The organism is Erythrobacteraceae bacterium WH01K (assembly GCA_027941995.1).
GTDB lineage: Bacteria > Pseudomonadota > Alphaproteobacteria > Sphingomonadales > Sphingomonadaceae > CAJXSN01.
On sequence record CP115966.1, the window covers coordinates 2012322 to 2027591 of the forward strand.

15 protein-coding genes are annotated in these 15270 nt (G+C 64.8%); 6 read left to right on the forward strand and 9 right to left on the reverse strand.

Going from position 1 to position 15270, the window contains the following annotated elements; translation table 11 throughout:
* The first annotated feature begins 49 nt into the window (after window positions 1–49).
* The 3 genes from purF to PF049_09885 all read left to right on the forward strand — a co-directional run bounded on the left by purF (window position 50) and on the right by PF049_09885 (window position 2696).
* The gene (gene purF / locus PF049_09875) at window positions 50–1522 is read left to right on the forward strand and encodes an amidophosphoribosyltransferase (GenBank protein ID WBY15904.1); all 1473 of its coding nucleotides are present in this window, start codon (window positions 50–52) and stop codon (window positions 1520–1522) included.
* Entirely contained in the window at window positions 1523–2242 is a 720-nt protein-coding gene (locus PF049_09880; GenBank protein WBY15905.1) for an SDR family NAD(P)-dependent oxidoreductase, read from the forward strand.
* Window positions 2243–2351: 109 nt separating this feature from the next.
* On the forward strand, window positions 2352–2696 hold the full coding sequence (locus PF049_09885) for a PilZ domain-containing protein (protein ID WBY15906.1): 345 nt from the start codon (window positions 2352–2354) through the stop codon (window positions 2694–2696).
* A 44-nt stretch (window positions 2697–2740) separates the two neighbouring features.
* Here the strand turns inward: PF049_09885 and PF049_09890 are convergent, their stop codons facing one another.
* Together PF049_09890 and PF049_09895 are read right to left on the reverse strand one after the other, a co-directional pair.
* On the reverse strand, window positions 2741–3988 hold the full coding sequence (locus PF049_09890; GenBank protein ID WBY15907.1) for a serine hydrolase: 1248 nt from the start codon (window positions 3986–3988) through the stop codon (window positions 2741–2743).
* Between the two features lie 19 nt (window positions 3989–4007).
* The gene (locus tag PF049_09895; GenBank protein ID WBY15908.1) at window positions 4008–5219 is read right to left on the reverse strand and encodes a cyclopropane-fatty-acyl-phospholipid synthase; all 1212 of its coding nucleotides are present in this window, start codon (window positions 5217–5219) and stop codon (window positions 4008–4010) included.
* A gap of 79 nt (window positions 5220–5298) precedes the next feature.
* Here PF049_09895 and PF049_09900 point away from each other — a divergent pair, with 79 nt between their 5' ends.
* Window positions 5299–6009 carry a hypothetical protein gene (locus PF049_09900; GenBank protein WBY15909.1) on the forward strand — a complete coding sequence of 237 codons (711 nt, stop codon included), beginning with the start codon at window positions 5299–5301 and terminating at the stop codon, window positions 6007–6009.
* On the opposite strand, the gene PF049_09905 is transcribed toward PF049_09900, so the two are convergent.
* From PF049_09905 to PF049_09920, 4 genes are read right to left on the reverse strand one after another with little or no spacing between them, the layout of a single operon-like run.
* Window positions 5988–7385 (reverse strand): deoxyribodipyrimidine photo-lyase, encoded by a 1398-nt coding sequence (locus tag PF049_09905; protein WBY15910.1) that lies wholly within the window; start codon window positions 7383–7385, stop codon window positions 5988–5990. The genes PF049_09900 and PF049_09905 overlap by 22 nt on opposite strands.
* Window positions 7386–7412: 27 nt before the next feature.
* Window positions 7413–8363 (reverse strand): metal-dependent hydrolase, encoded by a 951-nt coding sequence (locus PF049_09910; protein WBY15911.1) that lies wholly within the window; start codon window positions 8361–8363, stop codon window positions 7413–7415.
* Between the two features lie 15 nt (window positions 8364–8378).
* Window positions 8379–9425 (reverse strand): 2-oxoacid:ferredoxin oxidoreductase subunit beta, encoded by a 1047-nt coding sequence (locus PF049_09915; GenBank protein WBY15912.1) that lies wholly within the window; start codon window positions 9423–9425, stop codon window positions 8379–8381.
* Window positions 9425–11359 carry a 2-oxoacid:acceptor oxidoreductase subunit alpha gene (locus PF049_09920; protein ID WBY15913.1) on the reverse strand — a complete coding sequence of 645 codons (1935 nt, stop codon included), beginning with the start codon at window positions 11357–11359 and terminating at the stop codon, window positions 9425–9427. Before PF049_09920 ends, PF049_09915 begins: the two co-directional genes overlap by 1 nt.
* A 191-nt stretch (window positions 11360–11550) precedes the next feature.
* Between PF049_09920 and PF049_09925 the strand changes: the two genes are divergently transcribed.
* Window positions 11551–12504, forward strand: a complete 954-nt coding sequence (locus tag PF049_09925; protein WBY15914.1) for an alpha/beta hydrolase — start codon at window positions 11551–11553, stop codon at window positions 12502–12504.
* Complete coding sequence (locus tag PF049_09930) at window positions 12501–12989, forward strand: RNA pyrophosphohydrolase (protein WBY15915.1); 489 nt, start codon at window positions 12501–12503, stop codon at window positions 12987–12989. The genes PF049_09925 and PF049_09930 overlap by 4 nt, the downstream gene beginning before the upstream one ends.
* Here PF049_09930 and PF049_09935 read toward each other — a convergent pair.
* The 3 genes from PF049_09935 to PF049_09945 form a co-directional block, all read right to left on the reverse strand.
* Entirely contained in the window at window positions 12978–13499 is a 522-nt protein-coding gene (locus PF049_09935; protein WBY15916.1) for a hypothetical protein, read from the reverse strand. The two genes, PF049_09930 and PF049_09935, sit on opposite strands and share 12 nt — an antisense overlap.
* A 1-nt stretch (window position 13500) precedes the next feature.
* Entirely contained in the window at window positions 13501–14007 is a 507-nt protein-coding gene (locus PF049_09940; protein ID WBY15917.1) for a tetratricopeptide repeat protein, read from the reverse strand.
* Between the two features lie 71 nt (window positions 14008–14078).
* Window positions 14079–15260 (reverse strand): RsmB/NOP family class I SAM-dependent RNA methyltransferase, encoded by a 1182-nt coding sequence (locus PF049_09945; protein WBY15918.1) that lies wholly within the window; start codon window positions 15258–15260, stop codon window positions 14079–14081.
* Window positions 15261–15270: the final 10 nt, after the last annotated feature.

Sequence of the window (15270 nt, forward strand, 5' to 3'; positions counted from 1 at the left end):
CATCGCCATTGCGTGGCCCATCGAGCGGGGCAGCGAGCGCGGCGATCTTATGAAAATCTCACATCCCTTTTACGACGAGCACGGCGACAAGCTGCGCGAGGAATGCGGCGTGTTCGGCGCGATCAACGCGACGGACGCCTCTGCCGCCACGGCGCTGGGCCTTCACGCCCTCCAGCACCGCGGGCAGGAGGCGGTCGGCATCGTCAGTTTCGACGGCACGACCTTCACCGCGCGCCGCGGTCTGGGCCATGTGGCGGAAAACTTCTCCGCGCCCGAAGCGATTGCAGAACTGCCCGGGTCGATGGCCGCCGGTCACGTGCGGTATTCGACGACGGGTTCGGGCGGCCTGCGCAATGTGCAGCCGCTCTACGCCGATCTCGCCAGCGGCGGGTTCGCGGTGGCCCATAACGGCAATATCTCCAATGCCGGAACGCTGCGCGCCGAACTGGTCCAGAAGGGCGCGATTTTCCAGTCCACCTCCGACACCGAAGTCATCATCCACCTGGTCGCGACCAGCCGCTATCCCACCCTGCGCGATCGCCTGGTCGATGCCTTGCGGCTGGTCGAAGGCGCCTATGCGCTGATCGTCATGACGCCGCAGGGCATGATCGCCTGCCGCGACCCGCTCGGCATCCGGCCCCTTCAGATGGGGCGCATGGGCGATGCCGTGGTGTTCGCCTCCGAAACGGTGGCTTTCGATGTCGTAGGCGCGGAATTCGAGCGGCAGGTCGAACCGGGCGAGATGATCGAGGTCGATTTCGACGGCAATGTCACCAGCTTCCGTCCGTTCGGAGAGAACCGCTCGCGGCCCTGCATCTTCGAACATGTCTATTTCAGCCGTCCCGATTCGATCTTCGACGGGCGCAGCGTCTACGAGGCGCGCAAGGCCATCGGCGCCCAGCTCGCCATCGAGAACCCGTGCGAGGCCGACCTCGTCGTGCCCGTGCCCGACAGCGGTGTTCCGGCCGCCATCGGCTACGCTCAGCAATCGGGCCTGCCATTCGAACTGGGCATCATCCGCAGCCATTATGTCGGCCGCACCTTCATCCAGCCTTCCGACACCGCCCGGCATTCCGGGGTGAAACGCAAGCACAATGCCAATCGCGGCCTCGTGGAAGGCAAGCGGATCGTGCTGATCGACGATTCCATCGTGCGCGGCACGACCAGCCTGAAGATCGTCGAGATGATGCGCGATGCCGGTGCGAAGGAGATCCATTTCCGCGTCGCCAGCCCGCCCACGGCCCATAGCTGCTATTATGGCGTCGATACGCCCGAACGCTCCAAATTGCTGGCAGCGCAGATGGACGTCGCGCCGATGCGCGACTTCATCAAGGCGGACAGCCTCGCCTTCATTTCGATCGACGGTCTCTACAAAGCTGTCGGTCAGGAACCGCGCAATACCGGCTGTCCGCAATTCTGCGACGCCTGCTTCACCGGCGACTATCCCACGCCGCTGACGGATCTTGCCGGAAAATCGGACGATTCCGCGCAGCTCCCCTTCCCCGTCAACAAGGTCGCCTGAATGTCACAGGATACGGAAAACCCCGGCAAGCTGGCCGTCGTCACGGGCGCATCGCGCGGCATCGGCGCGGCCATTGCGAAAGCGCTGGCGGCCCAAGGCGTTCACGTCATCCTGACCGCCCGCGACGTCAAGGCGCTCGAAAATGTCGAGGATGCGATTCATGCCGCCGGTGGAAGCTCCACCATCGCACCTGTCGACCTGACCGAACCCGATGGCGTCGCCCGCCTCGCTGCAGCTATTCGCGGCCGGTGGGACGCTCTCGACTACCTCGTTATTTCAGGTGCTTACCTGCCTCATCTGACGCCGGTTACGCAGATCGACGCCAAGCAGTTCGGCCAGGCCATGACTGTCAATGTCATGGCGACGCAGGCCTTGCTGGCGAATTTCGACGCCATGCTGAAACGTTCGAAGGACGCCGTGGTGGTCGGCCTGACCAGCAGCGTCGGCGACAGTCCCCGTGCCTACTGGAGCGCTTATGGCGCCAGCAAGGCCGCGTTCGACAACATCCTGAGCTCCTACGCGCAGGAAGTTGAAAAGATTGGACATATCCGCGTCGCCATCATCGATCCGGGCGCAACCCGCACGGCGATGCGGGAGAAAGCCTATCCCGGGGAAGACCCGTCGACGGTGAAGCCGCCGGAAGCCGTCGCGGACAGGATCATCGCCTTGCTGGGTGAGGATTTCGCCACAGGCCACCGCGAGAGGGTTAATTCCGCTTAGGGAATAATGCTTACCGGCGAGTAAGCGCGCCTGCGCGACAGCCCGTCATGAGGTTTCGGGACCGGTCCTTTGCGGCCGGTTGCAATTCGCATGACAGGAGGCAGCACCCATGCTGCATACGCCAGACAGCTACGAAATCGCGTCGCAGGAAGATCGCTGCGCCCCGCGCACGAAGATCACGCTTCCCGGCAAGCTGCGGGCAAGCGGCAGCCGCGCCTTCCAGACAGTGGTCCACGACCTGTCGATCAGCGGCTTCAGCGCTGCGGCAGTCAACCGCATGTATGAAGGCCAGGTCTGCTGGCTGACCCTGCCCGGCCTGGAATCCCGCATGGCGAAGGTAGTCTGGTGGGACAGTTCCATCGTCGGTTGCGCCTTCACCGATCTGCTCAGCCCGATCGTGCATGACGACCTCATGGCCCGCCACGGCCACCAGTCGATGTTCCGCACCGACTGATATTCGGCTGGCGAAGGGACCGGCAGCGCGGCCCCCTCCCCTGCTCAGTCCGCCGTACCGGCGCCCGCGGCAATAGCTGCGAGCAGGCCGAGCCGTTCCATCGACTGCGCGCGGTCGCTGGCCTTTGGCCAATTGCTCAGGATCGCGACGACGAGGTCCTGTGACGGCATGATCGTGACGGATTGCCCGAAGATGCCCTGCGCCCCGAAATTGCCGCCGGGATAGGTCCACCACTGGTAGCCGTAGCCGAAGCCGGGCATTCCCATCGCCTCCCCGAAATCGACCTGTGCGCCGCCGGCAGCCTCGAACCAGCCATCGGGCACGACCCCATCACCGCCTTCGAGCGCGAACTGCCCGATCCGCGCATAGTCGGCGAGCCGCATGGACAGGCAGCAGCCCCCGATATTCCGGCCCGACAGGTCGATCTGCCAGAACAGCGACCCTTCCAGGCCTGCGGGATCGACAAGGTTATCCTTGGCATATTCGGCCAGCTTCATGCCGGTCGCGTTCTCCACCAGGACGCCGATCAGGTTCGTCTCGCCGGTCTTGTAGACCCATTTCTTCCCAGCCGGCGCTTCCCGCGGGAGGGTTTTCATATATTCGACGACCTGGTCTTCGCCGGGACCGGGCTGGGTGTCGAACATCCGTGCGACGTCGCTTTCGGGATCGGTGTAGCTCTCGTTCCACTTCACGCCCGACGTCATCGTCGCCAGCTGCTCGACCGTGATATCGTCGTAAGCGCTGCCGACAAGTTCCGGAATATATTTGGAAACCGCATCATCCATAGACGCGACATGCCCGTCCTTCACCGCCGCACCCAGCAGGGTCGATGTCAGGCTTTTCGCAACGGAAAAGCTGGTCCAGCGCTCGTCCGGTGCGAAACCCATGCCGTATTTCTCGTACCGGACCTTGCCGTCCTGCAGGACCATGACCCCGGCGATGTCGCCGCGTGCCATGTAGGCGTCGATGGCGGCGGCGGTATTCGCGGGCAGCGCTGCACCTTCGGGTAGTACGCGGGGATTGCCTGCGGGGGCGATTTCATAGCCGGGGAAGAAATCTTCCATTCGGCGGAAATTTGCAGCACGGGTTGCGTCGTCCCACGCCAGCACTGCTGCGCCTTCCAGGTCGATCCCCCCCTCGGGCATGGAGAAGGTGACCGGCCCTTCCTCCACTTGCGCCGCCGGAGCCGTTGCCGCCGGAGCAGCCCCGACCGTTTCCGGCTGGGTGTAGGCCGCGGCGCAGCCCGAAAGGGCCAGCGCTGCCAATACGCTCAAGCCTGCAAATGTCCTCATTGTCCTTCTCCCTCTCCCGTCAATTCTTCACCAGTGTGACCTGGTGCACGTCGATACCGCCCCCCCGGAAACCGCCTTCGCAATACATCAGGTAATACCGCCAGAGATCGACGAACCGGCGGTCGAACCCTTCCGGCAGCATACCTGCATCAACCGCCGCATCGAAATTGCGCCGCCAGAACCGCAGGGTCTCGGCATAGTCGAGGCCGAAATCGACCTGATCCTTCCATTCGAGCCCGTGTTCGCGCGCCAGTCGGCGGAACTCGGACGTCTTGATCAGCAGTCCGCCGGGGAAGATGTAGGCCTGGATGAAATCCGCGCTGGCGGCGTACTCCTCGAACAGGTCGTCGCGGAAGGATATGTACTGGATCGCGGCGCGGCCGCCATCCTTCAGATTGGCGGCGACGCTCGCCATGAAGGTCGGCCAGTATTCGCGGCCCAGCGCCTCGACCATCTCGACGCTGACGATGGCATCGAACGGCCCTTCCACGTCGCGGTAGTCCTGCATCCGGTAGTCCGGTCCGGGATGATGGCGGACCGCCCATTCCAGCTGCCGGGCCGACAGGCTGATGGCTGTCACATCTGTCCTGGCGCGGTGCATCCGGCCCGCCAGCCCGCCCCAGCCGCAGCCGATCTCGAGAACCGTCTTCGCCCCGTCGATCCGGTTTTCCAGCGCCTGCCACTTGGCATGCTGGGCCGGGCTCAGGCCTTTCTCGCCCGGCGGGAACAGGGCGCTGGAATACGCCATCGTCTCGTCCAGCCACGCAGCGTAGAAATCGTTGCCGAGGTCGTAATGTGCAGAGATGTTCTTCTGCGCGCCCTCATGCGTGTTGCGATTGAGCAGGTGCGCGGCCCGCAAGGCGCGGCGGAACGGCCCCTTTGCCCTCGCCGTGTTGCCCAGTGTGCCCGCATTTTCCACGAACATCGCAAACAGCGGCACGGGATCGGGGCTCCACCATTCGCCCGCCTCCCATGCCTGGTAGAGGCCGACGGATCCGTTGCTGGCGATACGCACCAGGGCATTCCAGCTCCTGAGTTCGAACACGCATTCGAAGCCGGGCGCATGACCGCCCAGCGTGCGCTTCGAACCGTCGGGCAGGGTTCCGTGGATCGTGCCCTTCACCAGCCCTGCGTCGATCCGGTCGAGCATCCTGCCGAGCAGCGGTGCGGCGAGACGGGCGAGCAAGCCGGGCTGCTTGGTGAAACGCCGGGCACCCTTTGTCAGGGACAAGGCCCTGTCTTTGTCCGGTTGCATGCGCGTCGCCATGCGCGGCCTATGGAGTCGGGACGCGAACCGTGCAAGACCTGCCATGGCAGACAATTGGGAGATCGTCCTGATGACATTGCAGATTGTCGGTGCGGCGCTCCCTCGAACTGGGACCCTTTCGCTCAAATTCGCGCTCGAAATGCTCGGGTTCGGCAAATGCTATCACATGAGCGAGCTCATCCTCCATCCGGAGCCCCGCTGGCGATGGACCTTCGCCCGGATGAAGCCTGCGCTGCTGGACCCCCTGTGGAACGAGTACCACGCCGCGCTGGATGCGCCCGCCTGCGCGCTGTGGAGCACGCTGGCGCGGCGCTTCCCCGATGCAAAGGTCATCCTGACAAGGCGCGACCCGGCGCGGTGGTATGAATCGGTGATGGAAACCGTCGGCAGTCCGGATCATGTGCGCTTCGTCTTGCGCTCTCCGCTGGCGCCGGCCGCGCTGGCCAACCCGCCTTTCGGCCTGCGATTGCAGAAAGATGCGATGATCCGCCATTTCGAGCGTTATGGCGAGCGCGTGCGCCGGGACATCGCGCCCGGGCGCCTGCTCGAATTCGAGGCACGGGACGGTTGGGAGCCGCTGTGCCGTTTTCTGGGTGTCCCTGTCCCGGACCGGCCCTTCCCCCATGTCAATGATCGCGCCACAATGATGGCGGTTCAGGGCGAGATGGACCTGACGCGATTGACCTTTGCGGAAATCCAGCGGGCAACGCGCGATTTCCTGGAGAGCCAGCGTCAGTCCTTGCTGTCGCGGTAGGCTTCCAGCGCCCGCTCGCGCGCTTCCTTGTGACCGATGATCTTCACCGGATAATCGCCGCGCTTGTCATCTGCCGGATCGTGGATGTCCTCATCGGACAGGTCGGCCAGTTCCGGCACCCATTCGCGGATATAGCCGGCGGCATCGAACTTCTCCGACTGGCTGAGCGGCGCCATGATGCGCGGGAACATGTTGCTGTCGACGCCCGTGCCGCTGACCCACTGCCAGTTGGTGCCGTTCGACGCGTAGTCGCCGTCTACCAGCGTATCCCAGAACCAGCGTTCGCCTTGCCGCCAGTCGATGAGCAGGTGCTTGATGAGGAAGCTGGCCGCGATCATCCGCACGCGGTTGTGCATCCAGCCGATATGCCACAGCTGGCGCATCCCGGCGTCGACGATCGGATAGCCCGTTCGGCCCTGCTGCCATGCTTCGAGTTCTTCCTGGATGATGTGACCGCGATTGGGGTTCCGCCACAGGACCTGCTCGTCGTAATCGCGGTAGCTTTCCTTCGGATAGTCCGGGAATTGCATAATCACGTTCTGCGCGTAATCGCGCCAGATCAGCTCCTTCTCGTAGGTCTTCCAGCCGCCGCTGCGCTTGTCGTTCAGCGCGTGCCAGATGGTGACAGGCGAGATTTCGCCCCAGTGAAGGTGCGGCGACATCTGCGACGTCTCGTCTTTCGAAGGCAGGTTGCGGCCTTCGTCGTACGTGCCGACCTCACCAGCCCACCAGTCCAGCCGCTCATGCGCCGCGTCCTCGCCTACCGACCAGTGATCGCGGAAGCCGCCGGCCCAGTCGGGCTTCGTCGCCAGCAGGTTCCATTCCGACAGGTCGTCGCTTTCCGGCATGTCGGACGGCTGCGAGATCGTGTCGGGCTCGGGCAATTCGTCGCGTGGAGGGAAGAGATCGAGCATCGCCTTCGAGAACGGCGTGTAGATCTTGTAGGGATCGCCGCTGCCGGTGGTCGCGGTGCCGGGCGGCATCAGGTAATTGCCGTCATGCAGCACGAGCTCGCACTCGCTGTCCTTCAATGCGTCGTGAAGGTCTTCCTCGGCCTCGCGATGCCAGGGTTCGTAGTGGCGATTGGCATGAATCGCGCCAGCGTTCGTTTCCTGCGCAATGCCCTGCAGCACGGAGACGCTGTCGCCCCGCCGCAGCACGACCTGCGCATTGCGGCGGCCATAGCTTTTCGCGAGATCCTCCAGCGAATGATGCAACCACCAGCGATGCGCGCCACCCAGCTTTCGATCGCCGGCGCGCTCGTCGTCGAGGATGTAGACCGGGATGACCGGCCCCTGCTGCGCCGCAGCATGAAGCGCGGGCTGGTCTTTCATGCGCAGGTCGCGTCGCAGCCAGACGATCTGTGGTGAAGTCATGCTATCCCCTTAGGCGAGGCAACGGGGTTAAAGCGCCGGTGGTTCCTCGCACTTCACATCCGGCAACGCGACCGTGAAGCGGTCCCGGGCACGCGGATCGTAGAAGCGGGCATCGCGGATGAGGATCGAACCGTCCGGAGCACGTTCGGCAAACGGTGAGCGAGACCAGAAAAGGAAAGCGCGGTACTCGCGGTAAAGGCGGTCGTCCTCCGGCTCCCCCGGGAAATTCAGGCACGGGGCGCCGATAACGGCCGGGCGCGTCATTCCGCCATGGAGCGAATATCCGGATTGCCGCCAGAGTCCGAAAGAACCTGCAATCACATCGCGTTTCCAGAACGCGACGGGCGGAGGGCTGGCAATGACCATTTCTTCGCTCAATGGCGGTTTGACTACGGAGCGTTCGGCGTCACGCGTGATGAGGCCGTTGGCGAGGATATACAGCCCGGCAGCGGTCAGCGCGATATGCGCGGGGCGCCGCCACTCACAGCCCCTTTTCTCGCGCCGCAGCGACCACCATGTCGCAACCCCCATCAGCGCCCAAAGCCACACGTCGATGATGAACAGCGTGTCGCCGTAGAACCAGCGGCTGGAAAACGGCTCCAGCAGGCGAATGCCGTAGACGTTGAGCCAGTCGAGCGCGGGGTGGGTCAGGCAGCCGATGAAGCTCAGTAGATAAAGCCATTTGAAGCTTACCGGCAGGCGTCCCTCGGGCCGCTTCCCGCGTTTCGCCTGCCATCGGTCGAAGCCCCACAGCAGCCCTGCCAGCACCAGCGGCAACAGCACCAGCGCAGGCGGCCCGTGCGTGATCCCGCGCCGAAAGCCGAGATGCTCCTGCCCTTCCAGCCAGAAAAAGCACGCTGCGTCTATATCGGGCAGGTTCGCCCCGATGATCAGCGCGGGCATGGCCAGCCCGGTCTTCCGCTTCAGCCCCGCCTGCCCGATCAGTGCGCCGACGAGGGAGTGGGTCAGATTATCCATCGACCGGGCGCTGGGTTACACCGGGTCCTGCGCCGTGCCGTCCACTGTCCAGGTCTGCCCGGTGCCGAGCAGCTTGGCGAGGTTCGCTTCCTTGCCCGCGCTTGCTTGCTCGCGCTCCGCCGCGACCGCGCTTTCGAAGGTCGGGGCCGGATCGTCGTAGAGAACGCCCATCGGCATGGGAAACTCGCCGAATTCCAGTTCCGACAAAAGGTGCGCCATGACACGGTTCTTCACGTCATGGACGCGCACCCCGGCGGACTGCCAGTCGTCATCAACAACATCGACGACCTTGAACGCGAGGCTCTCCGCATCGAAGGCAAGGCCCTTCACGCCGCCGGACTTCTCGCTGCCGAACAACATGGGCTCGCCGTCTTCGAGCCAAAGCTGGCGGTCCTCCGCACCCTTGGGCGCGGCGAAATCGTCGAACACGTCTTTGTTATAGACAATGCAGTTCTGGAAGATCTCGATGAAGGCCGCGCCCTGGTGCGCGTGGGCGGCGGTGAGAACTTCAGGCAGCTTCTTCGACACGTCGAAGCCGCGCGCCACGAAGCGCGCACCTGCACCCAGTGCGAAGGCACAGGGATTGGCCGGGTAATCGACGCTACCGATGGGACTCGACGGGCTCTTCGTGCCGACCCGACTGGTGGGCGAGGCCTGCCCCTTGGTCAGGCCGTAGATCTCGTTGTTGAACAGCATGATCTGCATGTTCACGTTACGCCGCAGCACGTGAAGCATGTGATTGCCGCCGATGCTGAGGCCGTCCCCGTCGCCGGTCACCAGCCAGATGTCGAGATCGGGATTGGCCAGCTTCACACCGGTAGCCAGCGCAGGCGCGCGGCCGTGGATCGTGTGGAAGCCGTAGGTTTCCATGTAATAGGGGAAGCGGCTGGAGCAGCCGATGCCGGAGATGAACACCGTGTTCGACGGGTCCGCTCCCAGCTGCGGCAACGTGCGCTGCACCGCCTTCAGGATTGCGTAGTCCCCGCACCCGGGGCACCAGCGCACCTCCTGATCGGTTTCCCAGTCCTTGAGCGTGGTTTCGATTTTTGCAGGAGCGTTCATCAGTTCGTCTCCGGGCTGGGCAGCTGGTCGTCATTGACCGCGACCTGCCCGCCTTCATTGCCGGGAATGTCGTCGAAAAACTTGGCGATCTCGGCTTCCAGCTCGGCGATGGCGAAGGGCTGGCCGCTGGTCTTGGTCAGCGGCTGCGCGTCGATCAGGAACTGGTCGCGCAGCACGGTCTTGAACTGGCCGGTGTTCATTTCCGGGACCAGAACATGGTCGTAGCCGCGCAGCAGATCGCCGAGATTGGCCGGTAGCGGCCAGATGTTGCGGACATGGATGTGTGCCACGTCGCAGCCTTTGGCGATGGCGCGGCCCACGGCCTGGTGGATCGGGCCGTAGGTGCTGCCCCAGCCGACCACGGCCAGCTTGCCCGAAGTGTTGCCGCGGCAGACCTCCTGGTCCGGCACTTCGACGCCCGACACCTTCTCGCGGCGCTGGTCGGTCATGGCCTGATGGTTGTCGGGCGCGTAATCGATGTGGCCGGTGCCAGCCGCTTTCTCGATCCCGCCGATGCGGTGCATCAGGCCGGGCGTGCCGGGCTTGATCCAGGGGCGAGCGCCCTTTTCGTCACGCGCATAGGGAAGCAGTTCGGCATCGTCGCCGCCGGGCTTCGTGTCCATGAACTTGGCTGGGAACGGATCATAGCTGGCGGGATCGGGCACCTTCCACGGTTCGGCCGCATTGGCGATATAACCGTCCGTCAGCAGCATGACCGGGGTCATGTATTTCACCGCAATGCGGCAAGCCTCGATCGCGCATTCGAACGCGTCGCCCGGGCTGCGCGCGGCGATGACCGGCATCGGTGCATCGCCGTTGCGGCCATAGACCGCCTGGTAGAGATCGCTCTGCTCGGTCTTGGTCGGCAGGCCGGTCGACGGGCCGCCGCGCTGCGAGTTGACGATTACCAGCGGCAGCTCGGTCATGATGGCAAGGCCCATCGCCTCGGTCTTCAAGGCAATGCCCGGCCCCGAAGACGAAGTGACACCCAGCGATCCTGCATAGCTCGCCCCGATGGCGGCGCAGATCGCGGCAATCTCGTCTTCCGCCTGGAAGGTGGTGACGCCGAATTCCTTCAGCCGCGCGAGGTGGTGGAGGATCGCGGATGCAGGCGTGATCGGATAGCCGCCGAAGAACATCGGCAGTTCGGCAAGCTGAGCGCCCGCAACCAGGCCGAGCGATACGGCCTCCGCGCCTGTAATCGTGCGGTAAAGGCCCGGCGCGCTTTCGACCGGCGGCATGGCAAGCTGTTTCAGCGGACCGGCAAGCTCCGCCGTTTCGCCATAGGCATGGCCTGCATCGAGCGCGGCGATATTGGCGTCGGCGATTTCCGGCTTGCGCTTGAACTTGTCGCGCAGCCACTGGTGGATTGGATCGCGCGGACGGTCGAACATCCACAGCGCAAGACCCAGCGTCCACATGTTCTTGGACCGCAGCGCATCCTTGTTGCCGAGGCCGAAGGGCTTGACCGCTTCGATCGTGCGTTCCGAAATGTCGAACGCCAGCAAATCGTATTTGGCGAGGCTGCCATCTTCCAGCGGGTTCGCCTCGTACTTCGCCTTTTCCAGGTTACGCTTGGTAAAGGCGCCGGTATCGGCAATCACCAGTCCGCCCGGCTTGAGCGAGGCGATGTTCACCTTCAGCGCTGCCGGGTTCATCGCGACCAGCACATCGGGTGCGTCGCCCGCGGTGTTGATCTGGCGGCTGCCGAAATTGATCTGGAAGGCCGACACGCCGAACAGCGTGCCCTGCGGCGCGCGGATTTCCGCCGGGAAATCGGGGAAAGTCGCCAGGTCGTTGCCTGCCAACGCGGTGCTGAGCGTGAATTGCCCGCCCGTCAACTGCATCCCGTCGCCGCTGTCGCCGGCGAACCGGACCACCACTGCTTCGGGAGTTTCCTGTGCGTCGTCGCGGGGAGCCGCCTGCGTTGCCATAAATCGTCCTGTTGTTCCGCGCACGCCCGCCCTGTTCCGGGAGCGCGGCCTTTCATGTGGCTGGCGACCTAGGTGCGCGTCCGGGGCGCGGCAATCAAGTTTTTCTGTGCCACTTGTCCATGACGGTTGAATTGCGAAGCGCGGGCGGCCTATCGCAGCGGTCAAAGAGAACAATCGCGAGGAGAGAGACCATGGCCGATATCGAACATTACGTGCGCGAGGATGTTCGCGGCTTCCTGGACATGCTGGAAGCCATGAACGGACAGGGCGTGGAGGAAGTCGGAGCCGTGCAGGGGCGCGAGCAGATGCGCGCAATGGGGGCCATCGCCGAAGCGCCGGCGCGCGAGATGGCCGTGCAGAAGGACCTGGTGTGCCCGGGACCGGCAGGCGACATCCCCTTGCGCTTTTACGACGTGAAGGAAAGCCGCGGCCCCTCTCCCGTCGTCCTGTTCCTGCATGGCGGCGGCTTCGTGATCGGCGACCTGGAGGTCTATAACAATCTCTGCACCGAGATCTCCCACGCACTCGACCTGCCGGTGGTGTCCGTCGATTACCGCCTTGCGCCGGAACACCCCTTCCCCGCCGCGCCCGACGATTGCGAGGCTGCGGCGCGCTGGGTCGCATCGGGGCCGTCGGAGCTTGGCTGCGATGTCACCGGCCTCGTGATCACGGGCGACAGTGCAGGCGGCAACCTGACGATTGTCACCACCAACCAGCTGATGGCCGACCCGGCAGAAGTGCCGGTGGTGGTGCAGGCGCCGATCTATCCGGTCGCCAGCGATGTGAGCCAGCATGACAGCTTTGCCAGCTTCGCCGACGGTTTCCTGCTGACGGGCGCGGCGATGGCATGGTTCACGGAGCAATATGCCGGACCTACCGACGATCCGCGCAACGTGCCCATCCTCGGCGACTGCTCGAACACGCCGCCGACCGTCATCTGCACCGCCGGGCTCGATCCCTTGCGCGATTCGGGCCGCGAATATGCCGCCCACCTGATCCAGCAGGGGACGGAGGTCAGCTATTTCGAATTCCCCGGCATCATCCACGGGTTCACGACGCTGAGGAAAGCGATCCCCAGCGGCCAGGCCGACCTGGAGGCCTTCCTCGGCGCGATCCGTGTCAAGCTGGAGCGCGCGGCAGCATGAACGAAGTGACCGCCTACCGCCCCTGTGCAGGCATCATGCTGTTCAACAGCGAGGGCAAGGTTTTCGCCGCCCAGCGGCTCGATTCGAAGAACCTCGGCGCTTGGCAGATGCCGCAGGGCGGGATCGATCCGGGCGAGGACCGGTGCGAGGCCGCTTTACGCGAGCTGGCGGAGGAAACCGGCGTTTCGGGCGACAAGGTCGAAATCGTCGCAGAAATGCCCAAGCCCGTCCGCTACGACCTGCCCGAAGACCTCATCGGCAAATTGTGGGGCGGGAAGTACCGCGGACAGGAACAGCACTGGTTCCTCGCCCGCTTTCTGGGCGAGGACAGCGACATCGACCTGGAAGCGCACGATCCGCCGGAATTCGAATGCTGGGAATGGGTCGAGCCCGAAAAGCTGCCCGACCTGATCGTGCCGTTCAAACGCGACGTCTATTCCGCCGTGGTCGAGGAATTCGCGCCCCAGATCGCCTCAGCGACCTGAGGTCCAGTGCGTCACCTGGCCGGCGGGATAATTGCCGGCAGCTGGCAGTTCGGTGATTCCGGCAGGACTCGTGTCCCGAAAATCCACAAGGAACTGGCGGCTTGATGGCAGGTCCGAACAATCGGCGCCGATGCCATCCAGCGGATATTCCGAAATGGACAGGAAAGCGCGCCCGTCGACGATTGTGACCGCGTCGATCTCGCGGTGCTGGCCCGGACGGGTAAAGTGCTTTCGGTACAAGACAGCGACAGGTTTGCCCTCGCCCTCCAGCCATTGGTCCAGACCCGCTTCGCCCTCCGGCGTAGGCAGGCGGGGTCCGTCGAACATGCGGTAGAATGCGCGCTCGTCGCGGGCCCACCACAAGCGCATCAGTTCGAACAGGGCAGCGAGCTGGCGCGCACCGCTGTCGGGCGGCGGGAGAGCGATGCTGCAAGCCTGCGCTGCCCCGGGAACCGCAGCGATGACCCCCGCTCCCAGGGCCAGCGCGGACCTGCGGGACAGGCCCGTCACATCAATTGCTTTGCGTGACCTGCGCGTCGGGCATGACGGCCTCTGCGGTCAGGACGCGTGGTTGCGGCCCCTGCGAGATGATCGCGGCCAGCTGGCGCGTTTCCGGGCAGCCGGCACCGCACAGCGATTCCAGCTGCGACAGGGTGGTTCGCGCTTTCTCGATCGCGCCTTTTTCGACCAGGGCCGCGCCCTTGCCGGACAGAGCCGCGTAGTCGTTGGGATCGCGGTCCAGCACCTCGCGGTAATAGGCGATGGCCTTGCCCTGCAGCCCTTCGCGGCGCGCCGCCTGCGCCAGATCGAGATAGATCGGTGTGTAGCCCGGATCGACGGCCAGAGCCGCCTCGAACGCGTCGATTGCAGCCTGCGGCTGCCCGCCGGCAAGCGCTGCGCGCCCTTCCGCGACAAGCTGCGCCGCGCGCGGTGCGGGTTCACGCTCAGCCCCGTAACCCACGCTCGCCTGCACGGCAAAAACCAGCGACAGGGCAGCGGCAGCAGGGACGAAACGCATCAGCAGGTCCTTCCAGCGAGAGAGGTCTCGCACAGGGTGTGTAGGGTCAGGTGCGACCATAGGTCACAGGCCTAACACGGCAATGCTGCACGGGCGATGAAAAATCCGTCGGTCCCGTCGTGAGACGGTGTCAGGCGCAAACCCTTCCCCCGCGGTTTGCCCGCGCCCAGCTTGCGCGTGTCCGCCTGCCATCCCGGCGCGCGTTCGAGGAACGCCTCGAACCGGTTTGCGCCTTCCTCGTCCAGCAAGGAGCAGGTGACGAAGATGATCCGCCCGCCCGGCCGCACGAGCTCCGCCGCGATGTCCAGTAGCTTGTCCTGGATACCGGCATACCGGTCGAGGCTGCGCGGATCGAGCCGCCACTTCGCCTCGGGCTTGCGGCGCAGCGTGCCGATACCCGAACAGGGCGCATCCACGAACACGCAGTCGGCCGCCCGGCGATACTGGCCGAGTGCGTCCATCTCGCGCCCCGCATCGAGAAGCACGGTTTCGATCAAGCCTGCCCCTGCCCGCTCGGCACGCGGGGCGAGCCTGGACAGCCGGCTGCGGTCCGTATCGCTGGCAACCAGCGTGCCGCGGTTCTCCATCGCCGCTGCCAGCGCCAGGGTCTTGCCCCCTGCCCCGGCGCACAGGTCGATGACGGTTTCGCCCGGCTTCACCTCCGCTGCGAGGCAGGCATACTGGCTGCCCAGATCCTGAACCTCGATTTTTCCTTCGCGATATTCCGGCCATTGTTCGACCTGCGTGCCCTGCTCGAAACGCAGCGCCTGCGGCGGGGCGAGATGTTCGCCCGCGACCGGCAGTTCCAGTCCTTCGCGGTCGGCCTTCAGCGCATTCACGCGCACGTCGAGCGGCGCGCGGCCAAGCAGGGCTTCCTGCGCCGCCGCATCGACGCCGGATGTGGCCAGGCGTTCGACCAGCCATTCCGGCGCCACGCCGCCCTGCGCCGGTTTCTCGTTCCGGCCGATGGCAGGCGGGCCATATTGGGAGCCATCGAACAGCGCCGCTATGGTCTCGTCCATTTCTGCCAAACGGAGCATGGCGACCCGGCCGGTCTTGGGGATCGGGCCGCAGGCACGGATGGCGGAATAGACAAGTTCGCGCACTGCGCGGCGATCCTTGCTCCCGGCATAGCGATTGGACTTCGCCCAATTGGCGATGATCCTGTCGGCAGGCGCACCGTTATTGCGCGCGCCGTCAATCACATTGTCCAGTATCTCGATTGCCGCCTGAACGCGGGCCGCGGGGGTCATCGGTTTACCT